The sequence below is a fragment of the Pseudomonas sp. A-B-19 genome, assembly GCF_019947515.1.
Lineage (GTDB): Bacteria > Pseudomonadota > Gammaproteobacteria > Pseudomonadales > Pseudomonadaceae > Aquipseudomonas.
This window is the reverse complement of the sequence record NZ_JAGYGN010000032.1, coordinates 33,016-50,263: the sequence shown is the minus strand read 5'-3', so window position 1 is coordinate 50,263 and position 17,248 is coordinate 33,016. Positions and strand designations below refer to the sequence as shown.

The following is a 17,248-nucleotide window of genomic DNA, read 5'->3' as shown; positions in this document are numbered from 1 at the left end:
GATCAATGTTTCACCCGGGCAGTGATTGTGACGCGAAACCCGTAGGAGCTGGCTTGCCAGCGAAGGCGTCCGTTCATTCAATGCATGGCTTTCGGTCCTCTTCGCTGGCAAGCCAGCTCCTACAAGGATGGGTGAAATCGCAGGCAAAAAAAACGCCCCGAACCAGTCGGGGCGTCAGATTTGCGGCGTTGCGGTTTCTAGTGGGTCCGCAACGGCCGTTTGCTCAGGCGAAGCAGATCAGTGGAACTGTTCTTCTTCAGTCGAACCGGTCAGTGCGGTTACCGAGGACGAGCCACCCTGGATCACGGTGGTCATGTCGTCGAAGTAGCCGGTGCCCACTTCCTGCTGGTGCGCGACGAAGGTGTAGCCCTTGGCGGCGTCAGCGAATTCCTGCTCTTGCAGCTTCACGTAGGCAGTCATGTCGTTGCGGGCGTAGTCGTGCGCCAGGTTGAACATGCTGTGCCACATGTTGTGAATGCCGGCCAGGGTGATGAACTGGTGCTTGTAGCCCATGGCGGACAGTTCGCGCTGGAACTTGGCGATGGTCGCGTCGTCCAGGTTTTTCTTCCAGTTGAAGGAAGGCGAGCAGTTGTACGACAGCAGTTGGTCCGGGTATTCCTTCTTGATCGCTTCGGCGAAGCGACGGGCTTCTTCCAGGTCCGGCTTGGCGGTTTCGCACCAGATCAGGTCGGCGTACGGCGCGTAGGCCAGGCCGCGAGCGATGGCCTGGTCCAGACCGGCGCGAACCTTGTAGAAACCTTCCTGAGTACGCTCGCCGGTCACGAATGGCTTGTCGTACGGGTCGCAGTCGGAGGTCAGCAGGTCAGCGGCGTTGGCGTCGGTACGGGCCAGGATGATGGTCGGAGTACCGGCAACGTCGGCCGCCAGACGGGCAGCGGTCAGCTTCTGTACGGCTTCCTGGGTAGGAACCAGTACCTTGCCGCCCATGTGGCCGCATTTTTTCACGGAAGCCAGTTGGTCTTCGAAGTGAACGCCGGCGGCGCCTGCTTCGATCATGCTCTTCATCAGCTCGTAAGCGTTCAGTACGCCGCCGAAGCCGGCTTCAGCGTCAGCCACGATGGGTGCGAAGTAGTCGATGTAGCCATCGTCGCCCGGGTTCTTGCCGGCTTTCCACTGGATCTGGTCGGCGCGACGGAACGAGTTGTTGATGCGCTTGACCACGGTTGGAACCGAGTCCACCGGGTACAGCGACTGGTCCGGGTACATCGATTCGGCGGAGTTGTTGTCCGCAGCCACTTGCCAGCCCGACAGGTAGATCGCCTGGATACCGGCCTTGACCTGTTGTACGGCCTGGCCGCCGGTCAGGGCGCCCATGCAGTTGACGAAATCTTTCTCAGGACGGAAGGCCGGCTTGGCACCCTGGGTGACCAGGTTCCACAGCTTCTCGGCGCCCATTTTTGCAAAGGTGTGCTCAGGTTGAACCGAGCCACGCAGGCGGACGACGTCAGCAGCGGAGTAAGTGCGTGTCACGCCTTTCCAGCGCGGGTTTTCAGCCCAGTCTTTTTCGAGGGCTGCAATTTGCTGTTCGCGTGTCAGTGCCATGGGAGATAAACCTCGTCGCGTCTTTATGAAAAGTTGTTCTGCGGTGGAAAATTCCTGCGCTCGCTGACCAGAAGCTTGAGCGGTCAAGTCGGATTCGGCGGGGAGGGCGACGGGATGAACGATCGGCTCGAGGGGAAGTGAGCAGGTAAAGGCGAACTGCGGGCGCATTCGGGCGTCGTGGGCCTTGGTGCGAACATCAGTGTGGTGCCGGGTTACCTATAACGCTTCCGTCCCTCGGGACAACTTCGTTCCAGTCGACAACCTCGTCAAACACACCTTGTGGGCGGTACAGACACGAAGCGGTTCGCGGGGTAGGTGCGAACATCGCTTCGAAGGCCCTTGCCAGGGCCTCTGATTAGCGGGAGCGAGGCCATCATGCCTTCGCTTTTTTGGCTCGTCAAACGTTTTGTAGTGCTTTTTTTCTGGCACTACATCTTTAGTCTAATACGACTCGTCAGTCAGTTTTTGGTGCTTTAGTCCAGGGTGTCGACTTTCACCCGCAAGGTCATGTCGTTGCGGCTCTGGGTCGAGTAACTGCGGGTCTGGCCTTGTTTGTCGGCCTGGGTCTGGCCGTTGACCCCGGCCAGCAGGATCCACTCACCGAGGTGGCCGGTGACGGTTGTGTCGGTGCTTTGTACGTTCACTACATCGGGACGCTCCTGGCTCATACGGTCACGGTTGGTACTGATCGACAGGTGAACGATGTCGCCGGTGACGTTTGCCGTGACGTAGAAACCCTGGGTGACGTTGCGGTATTCAGTCTGGTTGCGGTAACCGCCATAGGCGTCGCTCTGGCTGCTGGTGATCGGCACGCTCTGGCCGACCTGGATCAGTGCTGGCGCGCCTTCGCTGGCCTGCACTTGCTGAATGCCGCCGTCGCGACTGTCGGTGCTGTAGTTGATGGTGTGTGTCTGGCTGGGTTTGGCACCATTCACCGAGTAATTCTGGTCGCCCTGGAAGTTGTTGTCGCTGGTGTCGACAGTGATCAGCAGGCGCTTGGGTGCTGTATCGAGTTGGGAAAGAAGGGCTTTAAGTTCGTCGATTTTGCGCTGATCGGCGTTGACGATCAGTTGACTGCCGTAGGCACTGACCTGGCCGTCCTTGCCGATGAAATCCTGCGCCACGGGCAGCATGTCGGCGCTGGTATGGTAGTTCAGCGGCACGATTTCGGTGGCTGCCAAGACCGAAAAACTGCAGGTCACCAGCAGTGTGGTGAGCAGGGTGCGTAGGGACATGTCCGTTATCTCCGGCTTTGTGGTGTGTGTGTAGGAGCGAGCTTGCTCGCGATGGACTTGAGAGCGCCGCGGGGTGTCAGACTTCACGCATTACCGTTGACGACCATCGTCGGAACGCCGCCCGGAGCAAGCTCGCTCCTACAAGTGTTGATATTGTCAGTTTGTCGGCCCGGGATGGGGCAAGTTGAATGGTAGACAGCAAAACGCCCCGGCATCGGTTGATGGCGGGGCGTTTTGTGGTGTTTGCATGCAGCTTTTGTGGCGAGGGGGCTTGCCCCCGTTGGGTCGCGAAGCGGCCCCAAGATTTTAGGGCTGCTGCGCAGCCCAACGGGGTGGTGCGGCATTCCGACAAGCCCCCTCGCCACAAGGTATCAGGCCGAATGCCGAACCATGTCCACATGCGGAATCCCGGCTTCCAGGAACTCCTCACTGACCATGTGAAAGCCCAGGCGCTCATAGAACGCCGTGGCTTGTACCTGGGCGCTGAGCATCTGCTGCTTGAGTCCGCGCTCTTCGGCTTCGCCAATCACCGCTTGCATCAGCGCATCGCCGACTTTCAGGCCGCGCCAGTCCTTGAGTACTGACACCCGGCCGACGTGCCCATCGGGCAGCAGGCGGGCGGTACCGATTGGAAAGTCGCCTTCATAAGCGAGGAAATGCACTGCGTCAATGTCATCGGCATCCCATTCCAGTTCAGGCGGAACTGACTGCTCGGCAACGAACACCGCTTCACGAATGCGCCGGATCTCGGCGTTGTCCTTTTGCCAGTCTGCGACACGTACGCGAATCTTATTCATCGGCAAACCCCAGGCTTCCTTGCTTGACCAGCTCGCACAGCAGGCCGCGGCCGTCTTCGTCGCTCAGCCATTCGCCGAGGTTGTCGGCGTGCAGCGCGTCGGCGGCGCAGATCATTTTCAGCAGTTCGCGCAGTTTGCCCGGCAGGTAGCGGCTCTGGCCGCTGGCGAACAGCAGCAGGTCGTCATCGACTTCGGACCACGCCAGGCGTGCGCTCGGGTTGCGAATCAGGATCGCGCCTTGCTCCAGGGCGGACATGAAGTCCTCTTCTTCGACGTCTTCCGGGCCCACCACCAGTTCCGGGTAGCGTGGCTCGGTCATGAACTGGCCGAACCAGGTCAGCAGCAGGCGCTCGTCACTCATGTGCTCGGCCAGCAGGCTTTTCAGGCGGTCGAGTGCGTCGCGCTGGATCTGGTGAGGGTCGGCAGTCGGCACGGCGTCGGCGTCGGTGTAGCGTTCTTCGTCCGACAGGAACTGGCTGAGGAAGTCGGTGAAGTGGGTCAGCACTTCGGCGGCGCTCGGTGCGCGAAAGCCCACCGAGTAGGTCATGCATTCATCGACGGCAACGCCGCAGTGGGCCAGGCGCGGCGGGAGGTAGAGCATGTCGCCCGGTTCCAGCACCCATTCATCGGTGGCTTCGAATTCGGAGAGAATGCGCAGGTCGGCGTGAGCCAGCATCGGGCTCTCGGTGCTGCACATCTGGCCGATCTTCCAGTTGCGCTTGCCGTGGCCTTGCAGCAGGAACACGTCGTAGTTGTCGAAGTGCGGACCAACGCTGCCACCCGGCGCGGCGTAGCTGATCATCACGTCGTCGATGCGCCAGCTCGGCAGAAAGCGGAAGTTTCCCAGCAGTTCACTGACTTCCGGGACGAACTGATCCACGGCTTGCACCAGCAGGGTCCAGTCAGTTTCAGGCAGCTTGCTGAATTCATCTTCGGCGAACGGGCCGCGACGCAGTTCCCATGGGCGCTCGCCATTCTCGATGATCAGTCGCGATTCGACTTCTTCTTCCAGCGCCAGGCCGGCCAGTTCGTCGGCGTCGATCGGGCTTTCGAAATCAGGAATGGCCTGACGGATCAGCAGCGGCTTTTTCTGCCAGTAGTCGCGCAGGAATTCCCGTGCCGTGATGCCGCCCAGAAGTTGAAGAGGAATATCAGGATTCATGTGTAACCTATTGAAAAATTGCACTTTTCAGACGGGAATAAAAACGCCCGGCGCGGCCGGGCGTCTTAAAGGGGTCTAGCGGTCGATCAGATGCGCTTGGCTTGTTCTACAGCGTTGCCGATGTAGTTCGCCGGGGTGAGCAATTTCAGCTCGGCCTTGGCGGCGGCTGGCATGTCCAGGCCGTCGATGAAAGTCTGCAGCGCTTCTGGGCTGATGCCCTTGCCGCGGGTCAGTTCTTTCAGCTTTTCGTACGGGTTTTCGATGTTGTAGCGACGCATCACGGTCTGGATCGGCTCGGCCAACACTTCCCAGCAGGCGTTCAGGTCAGCGGCAATCTTCTGCTCGTTGAGCTCCAGTTTGCTGATGCCTTTCAGGCTGGCTTCGTAGGCGATCACGCTGTGGGCGAAGCCGACACCGAGGTTGCGCAGTACGGTGGAGTCGGTCAGGTCGCGCTGCCAGCGGGAGATTGGCAGTTTGCTCGCCAGGTGCTGGAACAGTGCGTTGGCGATACCCAGGTTGCCTTCGGAGTTTTCGAAGTCGATCGGGTTGACCTTGTGCGGCATGGTCGACGAACCGATTTCACCAGCGATGGTGCGCTGTTTGAAATAACCCAGGGAGATATAGCCCCAGATGTCGCGGTCGAAGTCGATCAGGATGGTGTTGAAACGCGCGATCGCGTCGAACAGCTCGGCAATGTAGTCGTGCGGTTCGATCTGCGTGGTGTACGGGTTGAAGCCCAGGCCCAGCTCGTCTTCGATGAAGGCGCGGGCGTTGGCTTCCCAGTCGATCTCGGGGTAGGCCGACAGGTGGGCGTTGTAGTTGCCGACAGCGCCGTTGATCTTGCCCAGCAGTGGAACGGCAGCGACTTGAGCGATCTGGCGCTCCAGGCGGTAAACCACGTTCGCCAGTTCTTTGCCCAGGGTGGTCGGCGAGGCCGGTTGACCGTGGGTGCGCGACAGCATCGGTACGTCGGCGAAGCGGATCGCCAGTTCGCGGATGGCGTTGGCGGTCTGGCGCATCAGCGGCAGCATCACGTCATCACGGCCTTCGCGCAGCATCAGGGCGTGGGACAGGTTGTTGATGTCCTCACTGGTGCAGGCGAAGTGGATGAATTCACTGACCTTGGCCAGTTCCGGCAGCTTGGCCGCCTGCTCTTTGAGCAGGTATTCGATGGCCTTGACGTCGTGGTTGGTGGTGCGCTCGATCTCTTTGACGCGCTCGGCGTGCTCCAGAGAGAAGTTTTCCGCCAGGGTGTTGAGCACAGCGTTGGCTTGCGCGGAGAACGCCGGCACTTCACTGATGGCAGGGTGAGCGGCCAGGCGCTGGAGCCAGCGCACTTCAACCAGAACGCGGGCACGGATCAGGCCGTATTCGCTGAAAATCGGGCGCAGGGCCTGGGTTTTGCCGGCGTAGCGGCCGTCAACAGGGGAAACCGCAGTGAGCGAAGAGAGCTGCATGGGGTGTTCTCGGACAGTCGGGCAACGAAATGGGGCGCGTATCATACATGAAAAAATCCGCCGGTCCGTCGCCAACTGACCGGCGTATTACGCGTATTGCTATGTTCGGTGCTGTCGATGCGGGTTATTCGTTACGCATCAACGGGTAAAGCTCTTTGAGCAATTTGCGGCGGCTGATCACCAGCTGCCAGCGATGACCGCCCAATTGCCGCCACAGGCGTGCCGAACGGATACCGGCCAGCAGCAGGGCGCGAATTTTCGAGGCATTGCTCGGTTGTTGCAGGTTGCGCATGTCGCCGTGCACCTGGATGCGTTGGCGCAGGGTGCTCAGGGTGTCCTGATACAGCGCGCCGCAGGCGGCGATCACGTTTTCGTGGGCCGGGCCGAAGTGTTCGACCTGGGACTGAATCTGCGGCAGACGCTTGCCGATCACGTCGAGCATGTCGGTGCGCTTGGCCAGCTGACGCTCAAGGCCAAGCATGGCCAAGGCATAACGCAGCGGTTCGCGCTGCAGGGCGCTCGGGTCGCGTTCGAGGGCGCCGATCAGCGCGCGGTAGCCTTCGCGCAGGTTGATGTCGTCGCCGCCATAGACTTCCAGAGTGTCCTTGGGGTCGCGGATCAGCAGGCTACCGAGCATGCAAGTCAGTCCGGCTTCGTTGGTCTGGCCGGACTTGGCAATCCTGTCCACCAGCACGGCGGCGAGAAATACGCCGCCCAGTGCTGTCAGTTGCTCCTGAATCGGGTTCATAGGGCCTGGCCCTTGCTCGTCCACGGCTCGGCTACTTCAATCACGCCGCCGCCGAGGCAGATTTCACCGTCGTAGAACACCACGGACTGGCCTGGGGTGACCGCGCGTTGCGGATCATCGAAGGTTGCGCGATAACCCGTGGCGGTTTTTTCCAGGGTGCACGGCTGGTCGCTCTGGCGATAACGAACCTTGGCGGTCAGCTTGCGTGGCTGGCTCAGATCGATCGGGTTGACCCAGTAGATATCGGAAGCGAGCAGGGCGCGGGAGAACAGCCACGGGTGATCATTGCCCTGGCCAACGATCAGCTCGTTGTGTTCCAGGTCCTTGATCAGCACGTACCACGGCTCATCGCTGGCATCTTTCAGCCCGCCAATGCCCAGGCCCTGGCGCTGGCCGATGGTGTGGTACATCAGGCCGTGATGACGGCCGATGACTTCACCTTCGGTGGTCTTGATGTCGCCCGGTTGTGCCGGCAGGTACTGCTTGAGGAAGTCGCTGAAGCGGCGCTCGCCGATAAAGCAGATCCCGGTGGAGTCCTTCTTCTTCGCAGTCGCCAGCTCGTATTTCTCGGCGATGGCGCGTACTTGCGGTTTTTCCAGCTCGCCGACCGGGAACAGGGTCTTGGCGATCTGTTCACCGCCGACGGCGTGCAGGAAGTAGCTCTGGTCCTTGTTCGGATCCAGGCCCTTGAGCAGTTCGGTGCGGCCGTCGATGTCGCGGCGACGCACGTAGTGACCGGTAGCGATCAGGTCGGCGCCAAGCACCATGGCGTAGTCGAGGAACGCCTTGAACTTGATTTCACGGTTGCACAGGATGTCCGGGTTCGGCGTGCGTCCGGCCTTGTATTCGGCCAGGAAATGCTCGAACACGTTGTCCCAGTACTCGGCGGCGAAGTTGGCGGTGTGCAGCTTGATGCCAATTTTGTCGCACACGGCTTGAGCATCCGCCAGGTCATCCATGGCGGTGCAGTATTCCGTTCCATCGTCTTCTTCCCAGTTCTTCATGAACAGGCCTTCCACCTCATAGCCCTGCTCGATCAGCAGGAGGGCGGAAACGGAAGAGTCCACGCCGCCGGACATGCCGACAATGACGCGCTTCTTTTGTGTGTCAGAAGGGGCTGGATCACGCATAGGGATTCAATGAGTGTCTTGAAAAAGGACGCGATTCTATCAGGCTGGAGCCCGCATGGCTAAAGAGAAGGACGGATCAATTCGAGGCCGAAGTTCTGGCCTGCCAGATAGTCGTCGATGCAGCGGATGATCAGCTCGCTGCGCCAGTTGTCGCGCTGCTCGATTAACTCCTCGCGGGTCAACCACTTGGCGCCGACGATGCCGTCATCCAGTTGATAATCCGCGTGGTGTTTCAGTGGTTTGGCGATGAAGCAGACCCGCTGGTACGTCACGCCGTTGCTCGGGGCGGTGTACAGGTAAATGCCCAGTACGCCGGTCGGCTCGACGTCCCAGCCGGTTTCCTCGAGGGTTTCGCGCACGGCGGCTTCGGTCAGGGTTTCATTGGGATCCAGATGACCGGCGGGCTGATTGAGCACCACGCGTCCGTGCTTGAGTTCTTCGACCATCAGGAAGCGGCCGTTGTCTTCGACGATGGTGGCGACGGTGATGTGGGGTTTCCAGTCCATGAGATGTCCTTGATGTTGAAATGCTGCCCCTGTAGGAGCTGGCTTGCCAGCGAATGCGGCGGGTCAGTCGATAAAAATGTCGAATGATAGACCGCCTTCGCTGGCAAGCCAGCTCCTACAGGGTTGCGTGCTTCAGCCAGAAACACAAACCCCGGCACAAGGCCGGGGTTTGTGATGTTCCCTTACAACCTTACACCAGCGCAGCGACAGCCGCGTTGAAGGTTGCGCTTGGGCGCATGGCCTTGCTGATCAGCTCGGCGTCGGCGTGGTAGTAACCGCCGATGTCCACTGGCTTGCCCTGAACGGCGTTGAGTTCGGCAACGATGGTCGCCTCGTTCTCGGTCAGGGTCTTGGCCAGGGTCGCGAACTGCGCTTGCAGTGCAGTGTCTTCGGTCTGGGCGGCCAGGGCCTGAGCCCAGTACAGCGCCAGGTAGAAGTGGCTGCCGCGGTTGTCGATGTTGCCGACTTTGCGCGATGGCGACTTGTTGTTGTCCAGGAACTGGCCGGTAGCCTGGTCCAGGGTCTTGGCCAGTACCAGCGCCTTTGGATTGTTGTAGGTCACGCCCAGGTGTTCCAGGGACGCGGCCAGGGCCAGGAACTCACCCAGCGAATCCCAGCGCAGGAAGTTCTCTTCCAGCAATTGCTGGACGTGCTTTGGAGCCGAACCGCCGGCGCCGGTTTCGAACAGGCCACCGCCGTTCATCAGCGGCACGATCGACAGCATCTTGGCGCTGGTGCCCAGTTCCATGATCGGGAACAGGTCGGTCAGGTAGTCGCGCAGTACGTTACCGGTGACCGAGATGGTGTCCTTGCCTTCGCGGGTGCGCTGCAGGGTGTACTTCATGGCGTCGACCGGGGCCATGATCTGGATGTCCAGACCGGCAGTGTCGTAATCCTTCAGGTAAGCCTGAACTTTCTCGATCACCACGCCGTCGTGGGCGCGCATCGGGTCCAGCCAGAAGATCGCCGGGGTCGCACTTGCGCGAGCACGGTTGACGGCCAGTTTGACCCAGTCCTGGATCGGCGCGTCTTTGGTCTGGCACATGCGGAAGATGTCGCCGGCTTCAACAGCCTGTTCCATCAGCAGGGTGCCCTTGCTGTCGGTGACGCGAACCACGCCGTCAGCCTTGATCTGGAAAGTCTTGTCGTGGGAGCCGTACTCTTCGGCTTTCTTCGCCATCAGGCCAACGTTCGGCACGCTGCCCATGGTGGTCGGATCGAACGCACCGTTGGCTTTGCAATCTTCGATCACAGCCTGGTAGATGGTGGCGTAGCAGCGATCCGGGATCACGGCCTTGGTGTCGTGCAGCTGGCCGTCGGTGCCCCACATCTTGCCGGAGTCACGGATCATCGCCGGCATCGAGGCGTCGACGATCACGTCGCTCGGCACGTGCAGGTTGGTGATGCCTTTGTCGGAGTTGACCATCGCCAGGGAAGGGCGAACGGCGTAGACCGCCTGGATGTCAGCTTCGATCTGCGCTTGCTGCTCGGCAGGCAACGCCTTGATGCGAGCGTACAGGTCGCCGATGCCGTTGTTCAGGTTAAAGCCGATCTGTGCCAGCACTTCAGCGTGCTTGGTCAGTGCGTCTTTATAGAACTCGGCAACGATCTGGCCGAACATGATCGGGTCGGAGACCTTCATCATGGTGGCTTTCAAGTGAACCGACAGCAGCACGCCTTGTGCCTTGGCGTCTTCGATTTCGGCCGCGATGAAGCTGCGCAGGGCGTTTTTGCTCAGTACTGCGCAATCGAGGATCTCGCCGGCTTGTACGCTGGTCTTTTCTTTCAGGACGGTGGCGGTGCCGTCTTGAGCGATCAGTTCGATTTTCACGGCGTCAGCGGCGTCGATCAGGGCGGCTTTTTCGCTGCCGTAGAAATCGCCGGTGCTCATGTGCGCGATGTGGGACTTGGAGTCCTTGGCCCAGGCACCCATTTTGTGCGGGTGCTTGCGTGCGTAATTCTTGACCGACAGCGGCGCGCGGCGGTCGGAGTTGCCTTCACGCAGAACCGGGTTCACGGCGCTGCCCTTGATCTTGTCGTAGCGCGCCTTGGCTTCTTTGTCGGCGTCGCTGGTGACGGTTTCAGGGTAGTCCGGCAGTGCGTAGCCCTGGGCTTGCAGCTCTTTGATCGCCGCCTGCAGTTGTGGAGCCGAAGCGCTGACGTTCGGCAGCTTGATGATGTTGGCTTCAGGCGTAACGGCCAGGGCGCCCAGTTCGGCGAGGTGGTCGGCTACGGCTTTGTCGCCCAGTTGCTCGGGGAAGCTGGCCAGGATGCGCCCTGCAAGAGAGATATCGCGGGTTTCAACGGCGATATCAGCCGAGGCGGTGAACGCCTCTACGATAGGCAACAGTGAATAGGTGGCGAGGGCAGGAGCTTCGTCGGTGAAGGTATAGATGATCTTCGAGCGGGTGGGCATATTCGGATTAACTCTCTCTTCTTTGCTAAAGCGTGCGCAGAAACTCGAGGGCGCCGGGTAAGCGCGTTCGTTCAAAGTCATCCATGAGCCGAATATCGAGGTTTCGTTGCTGTGATGTTGGGTGCATCAGTAGGGCGTCAAGTGGCCGGACTGCGATAACAGGCCGGCTTTGGGCGCAAACGCTCGTCGCTTTTCATCAAGCGGCAGGCTGTTTTACCCGTCGTGACCCTTTGGTCAGCGGCGGCATTATACATAGGTAGCTGGCAATCTGCCGATGGTTCATACGCAACGAATGTCGTCCATTGGTCTAAAGGTCGCAGGGGCAGGTCGAGCGTAGAGTCATTCGTCGTGCTTGGTTTTGGCGCTTTTCCCTTTGCTTTCAGGCTTGTAGCGCGCGAGTTGCAAGGCTTTGCGGCAGATCGATGGAACATAGGGTTTGCGCGCCGATTCAACTGGGTTACGCTCGAACCAAGCCAGATGTTCAATCCAATCAATGGAGTTCAGCATGGGTTACAAGAAGATTCAGGTTCCAGCCGTCGGCGACAAAATCACCGTCAATGCAGACCATTCTCTCAATGTTCCTAATAACCCGATCATCCCCTTCATCGAAGGCGACGGCATTGGCGTCGACATCAGCCCGGTCATGATCAAGGTTGTCGATGCTGCTGTTAAGAAGGCCTACGGTGGCGAGCGCAAGATTTCCTGGATGGAAGTGTACGCAGGGGAGAAAGCGACTCAGGTTTACGATCAGGACACCTGGCTGCCTCAGGAAACCCTGGATGCGGTCAAGGACTACGTGGTTTCCATCAAGGGTCCGCTGACCACCCCGGTCGGTGGCGGCATCCGTTCCCTGAACGTGGCCCTGCGCCAGCAGCTCGACCTGTACGTTTGCCTGCGCCCGGTGCGCTGGTTCGAAGGCGTGCCCAGCCCGGTCAAGAAGCCAGGCGATGTCGACATGACCATCTTTCGCGAGAACTCCGAAGACATCTACGCCGGCATCGAGTGGAAGGCCGGTACGCCGGAAGCCACCAAGATCATCAAGTTCCTCAAAGAAGAAATGGGCGTGACCAAGATCCGCTTCGACGAGAACTGCGGCATCGGCGTCAAGCCGGTATCCCTGCAGGGCACCAAGCGTCTGGCGCGCAAGGCCCTGCAATATGTGGTCGACAACGACCGCGATTCGCTGACCATCGTGCACAAAGGCAACATCATGAAGTTCACCGAAGGTGCCTTCAAGGAATGGGCCTATGAAGTGGCGGCTGAAGAGTTCGGCGCGACCCTGCTCGACGGCGGTCCGTGGATGCAATTCAAAAACCCGAAAACCGGCAAGAACGTTATCGTCAAGGACGCGATCGCCGATGCCATGCTCCAGCAGATCCTGCTGCGCCCGGCCGAGTACGATGTGATCGCCACCCTGAACCTCAACGGCGACTACCTCTCCGACGCTCTCGCTGCGGAAGTGGGCGGTATCGGTATCGCGCCGGGTGCCAACCTGTCCGACACCGTGGCCATGTTCGAAGCCACCCACGGTACGGCACCGAAGTACGCCGGCAAGGACCAGGTCAACCCCGGCTCGCTGATCCTCTCCGCCGAGATGATGCTGCGCCACATGGGCTGGACCGAAGCGGCCGATCTGATCATCAAGGGCACCAACGGCGCGATTTCCGCCAAGACCGTGACCTATGACTTCGAACGCCTGATGGAGGGGGCGAAACTGGTGTCGTCTTCCGGTTTCGGCGATGCGCTGATCTCGCACATGTAAGAAAACGCAGGTACACAAAAAACCGCCTGATTCAATAAGTTGAGTCAGGCGGTTTTTTCATGGCCGGTTGACGGTGCGGTGTTAAACCGAGGCGGTCTGTTCAGCTGTGGGCGTCGTGGCTTTCGAAGTATCCACCGGATTGCCGATGTTGACCGCGTGCAGGCCCTTGGGGCCCTGGATGATATCGAATGCGACAGCTTGCCCGGCTTTCAGGGTTTTATAACCTTCCATCTGGATGGCGGAGTAGTGGGCAAACAGATCTTCTGTCTTGCCGTCCTCGATGATGAAACCGTAACCCTTGGCGTTGTTGAACCATTTGACCTTGCCACTGACCTTACCGCCTGACATACCCAACTCCCTCTGCAACAGACTCCATCACTGGAGTATCATCCAGTACATCCGCAGTCGAATCTGTAAATAAGATTGACTCCGCGGACCTTTTTTACCCACTGTGGGCTCTATTGGTTGTAACACCGTTTTGCCGATAGTCAAGCTGACCAGGCAGTCGGAGTTGAAAACGCTGATAGCCGCCCCCACCACTGTATTTGAACAACTGACGAACCTTTCTTTCCATGCATGCAATCAGCCAGATTCGACTAACATTCAATCAGGATCGCCCTGATTTACACGACGACGATTCCACAGGCATTGCTGTTCAGGAGGCAAAGCCTGCACTGCAGGCGCCGCCGATGTACAAGGTGGTTTTGTTCAACGATGACTACACACCGATGGATTTCGTCGTCGAAGTGCTCGAGGTGTTTTTTAACCTGAATCGCGAGCTGGCGACCAAGGTCATGCTGGCCGTCCACACAGAAGGGCGGGCAGTATGTGGAGTGTTTACCCGTGACATCGCCGAGACCAAGGCCATGCAGGTCAACCAGTACGCCAGGGAAAGCCAGCATCCGCTACTCTGTGAAATCGAGAAGGACGGTTAATCGCCGACCACTTGGGTATGAGGTGAAGCTATGTTAAACCGCGAGCTCGAAGTCACCCTCAATCTTGCCTTCAAGGAAGCCCGTTCGAAGCGTCATGAGTTCATGACCGTCGAACACCTCTTGCTGGCCCTATTGGATAATGAGGCTGCCGCCACCGTTTTGCGTGCGTGCGGCGCAAACCTCGACAAACTCAAGCATGACCTGCAGGAGTTCATCGACTCCACCACGCCATTGATCCCCGTGCATGACGAGGATCGCGAAACCCAGCCAACCCTGGGCTTCCAGCGTGTCCTGCAGCGTGCTGTGTTTCACGTACAGAGCTCGGGCAAACGCGAAGTGACCGGTGCCAACGTGCTGGTTGCGATCTTCAGTGAGCAAGAGAGTCAGGCAGTGTTCCTGCTGAAACAGCAGAGCGTTGCCCGTATAGATGTCGTCAACTACATCGCCCATGGCATTTCCAAGGTGCCGGGGCACGGCGATCATTCTGAAGGTGAGCAAGATATGCAAGACGACGAGGGCGGTGAGTCTTCTTCCTCGGGCAATCCCCTGGATGCTTATGCCAGCAACCTCAATGAGCTGGCGCGCCAGGGTCGTATCGATCCGTTGGTGGGGCGTGAGCTGGAGGTCGAGCGTGTCGCGCAGATCCTGGCGCGCCGGCGCAAAAACAATCCGCTGCTGGTGGGCGAGGCGGGCGTGGGTAAAACCGCGATTGCCGAAGGCCTGGCCAAGCGCATTGTCGACAACCAGGTGCCGGACCTGCTGGCCAACAGCGTGGTTTACTCCCTTGACCTGGGTGCCTTGCTGGCTGGTACCAAATACCGTGGCGATTTCGAGAAGCGCTTCAAGGCGTTGCTCAATGAGCTGAAAAAGCGTCCACAGGCGATCCTGTTCATCGACGAGATCCACACCATCATTGGTGCGGGTGCCGCGTCCGGTGGTGTCATGGATGCCTCGAACCTGCTCAAGCCGCTGCTGTCGTCCGGTGATATCCGTTGCATCGGTTCGACCACCTTCCAGGAGTTTCGCGGCATTTTCGAGAAGGACCGTGCCTTGGCCCGGCGCTTCCAGAAGGTCGATGTGTCGGAGCCTTCCGTGGAAGACACCATCGGCATTCTGCGCGGTCTGAAGGGGCGTTTCGAGACTCATCACAATATCGAATACAGTGATGAAGCCCTGCGCGCGGCTGCCGAGCTGGCTTCGCGTTACATCAATGATCGTCACATGCCGGACAAGGCCATCGACGTCATCGACGAGGCGGGTGCCTACCAGCGCCTGCAGCCGGTGGAAATGCGCGTTAAACGCATCGAAGTGCCTCAGGTCGAGGACATCGTTGCGAAAATTGCGCGGATTCCGCCAAAACACGTCACCAGCTCCGATAAAGAGCTGCTGCGTAACCTCGAGCGTGACCTGAAGTTGACCGTGTTCGGTCAGGATGCCGCAATCGACTCTCTGGCGACCGCGATCAAGCTGTCCCGCGCCGGCCTCAAATCCCCTGACAAGCCTGTCGGTTCGTTCCTGTTCGCAGGGCCGACCGGTGTCGGTAAAACCGAAGCGGCACGTCAGTTGGCCAAGGCGTTGGGTGTCGAGCTGATTCGCTTCGACATGTCCGAATACATGGAGCGCCACACCGTATCGCGTCTGATCGGTGCGCCTCCAGGGTATGTCGGGTTCGATCAGGGTGGTCTGTTGACCGAAGCCATCACCAAGCAGCCACACTGCGTGCTGTTGCTCGATGAGATCGAGAAGGCGCATCCGGAAGTCTTCAACCTGCTGCTGCAGGTGATGGACCACGGTACGCTGACCGATAACAACGGGCGCAAGGCGGATTTCCGTAACGTGATCGTTATCATGACGACCAACGCCGGTGCCGAGACCGCAGCCCGCGCTTCGATCGGTTTCGCCTATCAGGATCACTCGTCCGATGCGATGGAAGTGATCAAGAAGAGCTTCACGCCGGAATTCCGCAACCGTCTGGACACTATCATCCAGTTTGGTCGCCTCAGCCATGAGGTCATCAAGAGCGTGGTGGACAAGTTCCTTACCGAGCTTCAGGCGCAGCTGGAGGACAAGCGGGTATTGCTGGAAGTCACCGATGCAGCCCGCAACTGGCTGGCCGAAGGTGGTTACGATGCGGCGATGGGTGCTCGCCCAATGGCTCGCCTGATCCAGGACAAGATCAAGCGTCCGCTGGCGGAGGAGATTCTCTTTGGCGAACTGGCCGAACATGGCGGTGTGGTGCACATCGACATCAAGGATGGCGAGCTGACCTTCGAGTTCGAGACCACGGCCGAGATGGCCTGAGGTTCAGAAGCAAAACAGAGGGGCGCCGAAAGGCGCCTTTTTGCTGTCTGTCGAAATCACCACGGTTCCCACAGGTTTTGTGGTGTAGCCGTTAAATCGCAGACAAACAAAAACGCCCGGCATGAGCCGGGCGTCTTGTATTGACCTGATTAGCGAGCGCGGTAAGTGATGCGCCCTTTGCTCAAGTCATAGGGCGTCAGCTCGACGCGCACTTTGTCGCCGGTAAGAATACGGATGTAGTTCTTGCGCATCTTGCCGGAGATATGCGCGGTTACGACGTGCCCATTTTCCAACTCCACACGAAACATGGTGTTGGGCAGGGTGTCGACGACAGTGCCTTCCATTTCGAAGCTGTCTTCTTTCGACATGCAGTAAAGCCCTCGGTGTCCAATGAATGGCCCGGTGCAACTGCGCCAGGCAAAAGCGGCGTGCATTGTGCCCGAAAAGTGGGGTTTAAGCCAAGGGGTTTAGGGCTGGCTCTAGTTTAGAACCACCCAGCGCTGATTAATCAGCAACTCAATGGGGCGATATTGAGTCTTGTAGCTCATCTTTTTGCAGTTTTTGATCCAGTAGCCGAGGTAGACCGCCTCCAGCCCCAGTCGCCTGGCCTCGGCGATTTGCCAGAGGATTGCGTAGCGCCCAAGGCTGCGACGCTCTTCGGCGGGTTCGTAGAAGGTGTAGACCGCCGAAAGACCGTTCGGCAGTAAATCGGTGACGGCGACGGCCAGCAGTCGGCCGTTCAGGCGAAACTCATAAAAGCGTGAAAACGGCAGGTCCCGCACCAGGAATGTCGAAAACTGGTCGCGACTTGGTGGGTACATGTCGCCATCGGCGTGACGCTGTTCGATATAGCGCTGGTAAAGGTCGAAGTACTCTTCGTTGAAGCGGGGCTTGGCGGGGCGCACCTGCAAATCCGCGTTGCGCTTGAAGATGCGTTTCTGTTGCCGGTTGGGCGTGAACTGTCCCACGGGAATACGCGCCGGAACGCATGCATTGCAATTCTGGCAATGCGGTCGGTAGAGATGGTCGCCACTGCGACGAAACCCCATCTCCGACAGGTCTGCATAGACATGCACATCCATGGGCTGACTAGGGTCGAGGAACAGGGTTGTGGCCTGCTCCTCGGGCAGATAACTGCAAGAGTGCGGCTGAGTGGCATAGAACTTCAAACGCGCCAACTCGGTCATGATCAACCCTCGGGATAATGCTTTTGATAGGGGGCGTTCTCAGTTGATT

General features: G+C 59.2%; 16 protein-coding genes. 3 read left to right on the top strand and 13 right to left on the bottom strand.

Translation table 11 applies throughout. The features are described from left to right. Positions 1 to 237: 237 nt before the first annotated feature. The 10 genes from aceA to KGA81_RS25915 all read right to left on the bottom strand — a co-directional run bounded on the left by aceA (position 238) and on the right by KGA81_RS25915 (position 11,521). A complete protein-coding gene (gene aceA, locus KGA81_RS25960) occupies positions 238 to 1,563 on the bottom strand; it encodes an isocitrate lyase (RefSeq protein WP_223549811.1) in 1,326 nt (441 codons plus the stop codon). Positions 1,564 to 2,036: 473 nt separating this feature from the next. After that, positions 2,037 to 2,798 (bottom strand): secretin N-terminal domain-containing protein, encoded by a 762-nt coding sequence (locus tag KGA81_RS25955; RefSeq protein WP_223549809.1) that lies wholly within the window; start codon positions 2,796 to 2,798, stop codon positions 2,037 to 2,039. A 371-nt stretch (positions 2,799 to 3,169) separates the two neighbouring features. Next, on the bottom strand, positions 3,170 to 3,595 hold the full coding sequence (locus KGA81_RS25950; RefSeq protein WP_223549807.1) for a GNAT family N-acetyltransferase: 426 nt from the start codon (positions 3,593 to 3,595) through the stop codon (positions 3,170 to 3,172). After that, the gene (locus KGA81_RS25945) at positions 3,588 to 4,757 is read right to left on the bottom strand and encodes a cupin domain-containing protein (protein WP_223549805.1); all 1,170 of its coding nucleotides are present in this window, start codon (positions 4,755 to 4,757) and stop codon (positions 3,588 to 3,590) included. The genes KGA81_RS25950 and KGA81_RS25945 overlap by 8 nt, the downstream gene beginning before the upstream one ends. An 86-nt stretch (positions 4,758 to 4,843) precedes the next feature. After that, a complete protein-coding gene (gene purB / locus KGA81_RS25940; RefSeq protein ID WP_223549803.1) occupies positions 4,844 to 6,214 on the bottom strand; it encodes an adenylosuccinate lyase in 1,371 nt (456 codons plus the stop codon). 124 nt (positions 6,215 to 6,338) lie between these two features. Continuing rightward, on the bottom strand, positions 6,339 to 6,962 hold the full coding sequence (hflD, locus tag KGA81_RS25935) for a high frequency lysogenization protein HflD (RefSeq protein ID WP_223549801.1): 624 nt from the start codon (positions 6,960 to 6,962) through the stop codon (positions 6,339 to 6,341). Beyond that, positions 6,959 to 8,092 (bottom strand): tRNA 2-thiouridine(34) synthase MnmA, encoded by a 1,134-nt coding sequence (mnmA, locus tag KGA81_RS25930; RefSeq protein ID WP_223549800.1) that lies wholly within the window; start codon positions 8,090 to 8,092, stop codon positions 6,959 to 6,961. Before mnmA ends, hflD begins: the two co-directional genes overlap by 4 nt. A 59-nt stretch (positions 8,093 to 8,151) precedes the next feature. After that, positions 8,152 to 8,598 (bottom strand): NUDIX hydrolase, encoded by a 447-nt coding sequence (locus tag KGA81_RS25925; protein ID WP_223549798.1) that lies wholly within the window; start codon positions 8,596 to 8,598, stop codon positions 8,152 to 8,154. A gap of 190 nt (positions 8,599 to 8,788) precedes the next feature. Next, positions 8,789 to 11,014, bottom strand: coding sequence for an NADP-dependent isocitrate dehydrogenase (locus KGA81_RS25920; RefSeq protein ID WP_223549796.1), 2,226 nt, complete (start codon positions 11,012 to 11,014; stop codon positions 8,789 to 8,791). Positions 11,015 to 11,353: 339 nt separating this feature from the next. Continuing rightward, positions 11,354 to 11,521, bottom strand: coding sequence for a hypothetical protein (locus KGA81_RS25915; protein ID WP_223549794.1), 168 nt, complete (start codon positions 11,519 to 11,521; stop codon positions 11,354 to 11,356). Here KGA81_RS25915 and icd point away from each other — a divergent pair. Beyond that, complete coding sequence (gene icd / locus KGA81_RS25910; protein WP_223531875.1) at positions 11,520 to 12,776, top strand: NADP-dependent isocitrate dehydrogenase; 1,257 nt, start codon at positions 11,520 to 11,522, stop codon at positions 12,774 to 12,776. The two genes, KGA81_RS25915 and icd, sit on opposite strands and share 2 nt — an antisense overlap. Positions 12,777 to 12,857: 81 nt before the next feature. On the opposite strand, the gene cspD is transcribed toward icd, so the two are convergent. Next, entirely contained in the window at positions 12,858 to 13,124 is a 267-nt protein-coding gene (cspD, locus tag KGA81_RS25905) for a cold shock domain-containing protein CspD (protein WP_223549791.1), read from the bottom strand. Between the two features lie 224 nt (positions 13,125 to 13,348). Between cspD and clpS the strand changes: the two genes are divergently transcribed. Together clpS and clpA are read left to right on the top strand one after the other, a co-directional pair. Continuing rightward, on the top strand, positions 13,349 to 13,711 hold the full coding sequence (gene clpS, locus KGA81_RS25900) for an ATP-dependent Clp protease adapter ClpS (RefSeq protein WP_032829596.1): 363 nt from the start codon (positions 13,349 to 13,351) through the stop codon (positions 13,709 to 13,711). A 30-nt stretch (positions 13,712 to 13,741) separates the two neighbouring features. Next, a complete protein-coding gene (clpA, locus tag KGA81_RS25895; RefSeq protein ID WP_223549789.1) occupies positions 13,742 to 16,012 on the top strand; it encodes an ATP-dependent Clp protease ATP-binding subunit ClpA in 2,271 nt (756 codons plus the stop codon). 149 nt (positions 16,013 to 16,161) lie between these two features. Here clpA and infA read toward each other — a convergent pair whose 3' ends face one another. Together infA and KGA81_RS25885 are read right to left on the bottom strand one after the other, a co-directional pair. Next, positions 16,162 to 16,380, bottom strand: a complete 219-nt coding sequence (gene infA / locus KGA81_RS25890) for a translation initiation factor IF-1 (protein ID WP_002553999.1) — start codon at positions 16,378 to 16,380, stop codon at positions 16,162 to 16,164. Between the two features lie 111 nt (positions 16,381 to 16,491). Further along, positions 16,492 to 17,199 (bottom strand): arginyltransferase, encoded by a 708-nt coding sequence (locus tag KGA81_RS25885; protein ID WP_223549787.1) that lies wholly within the window; start codon positions 17,197 to 17,199, stop codon positions 16,492 to 16,494. Positions 17,200 to 17,248 lie beyond the last annotated feature (49 nt).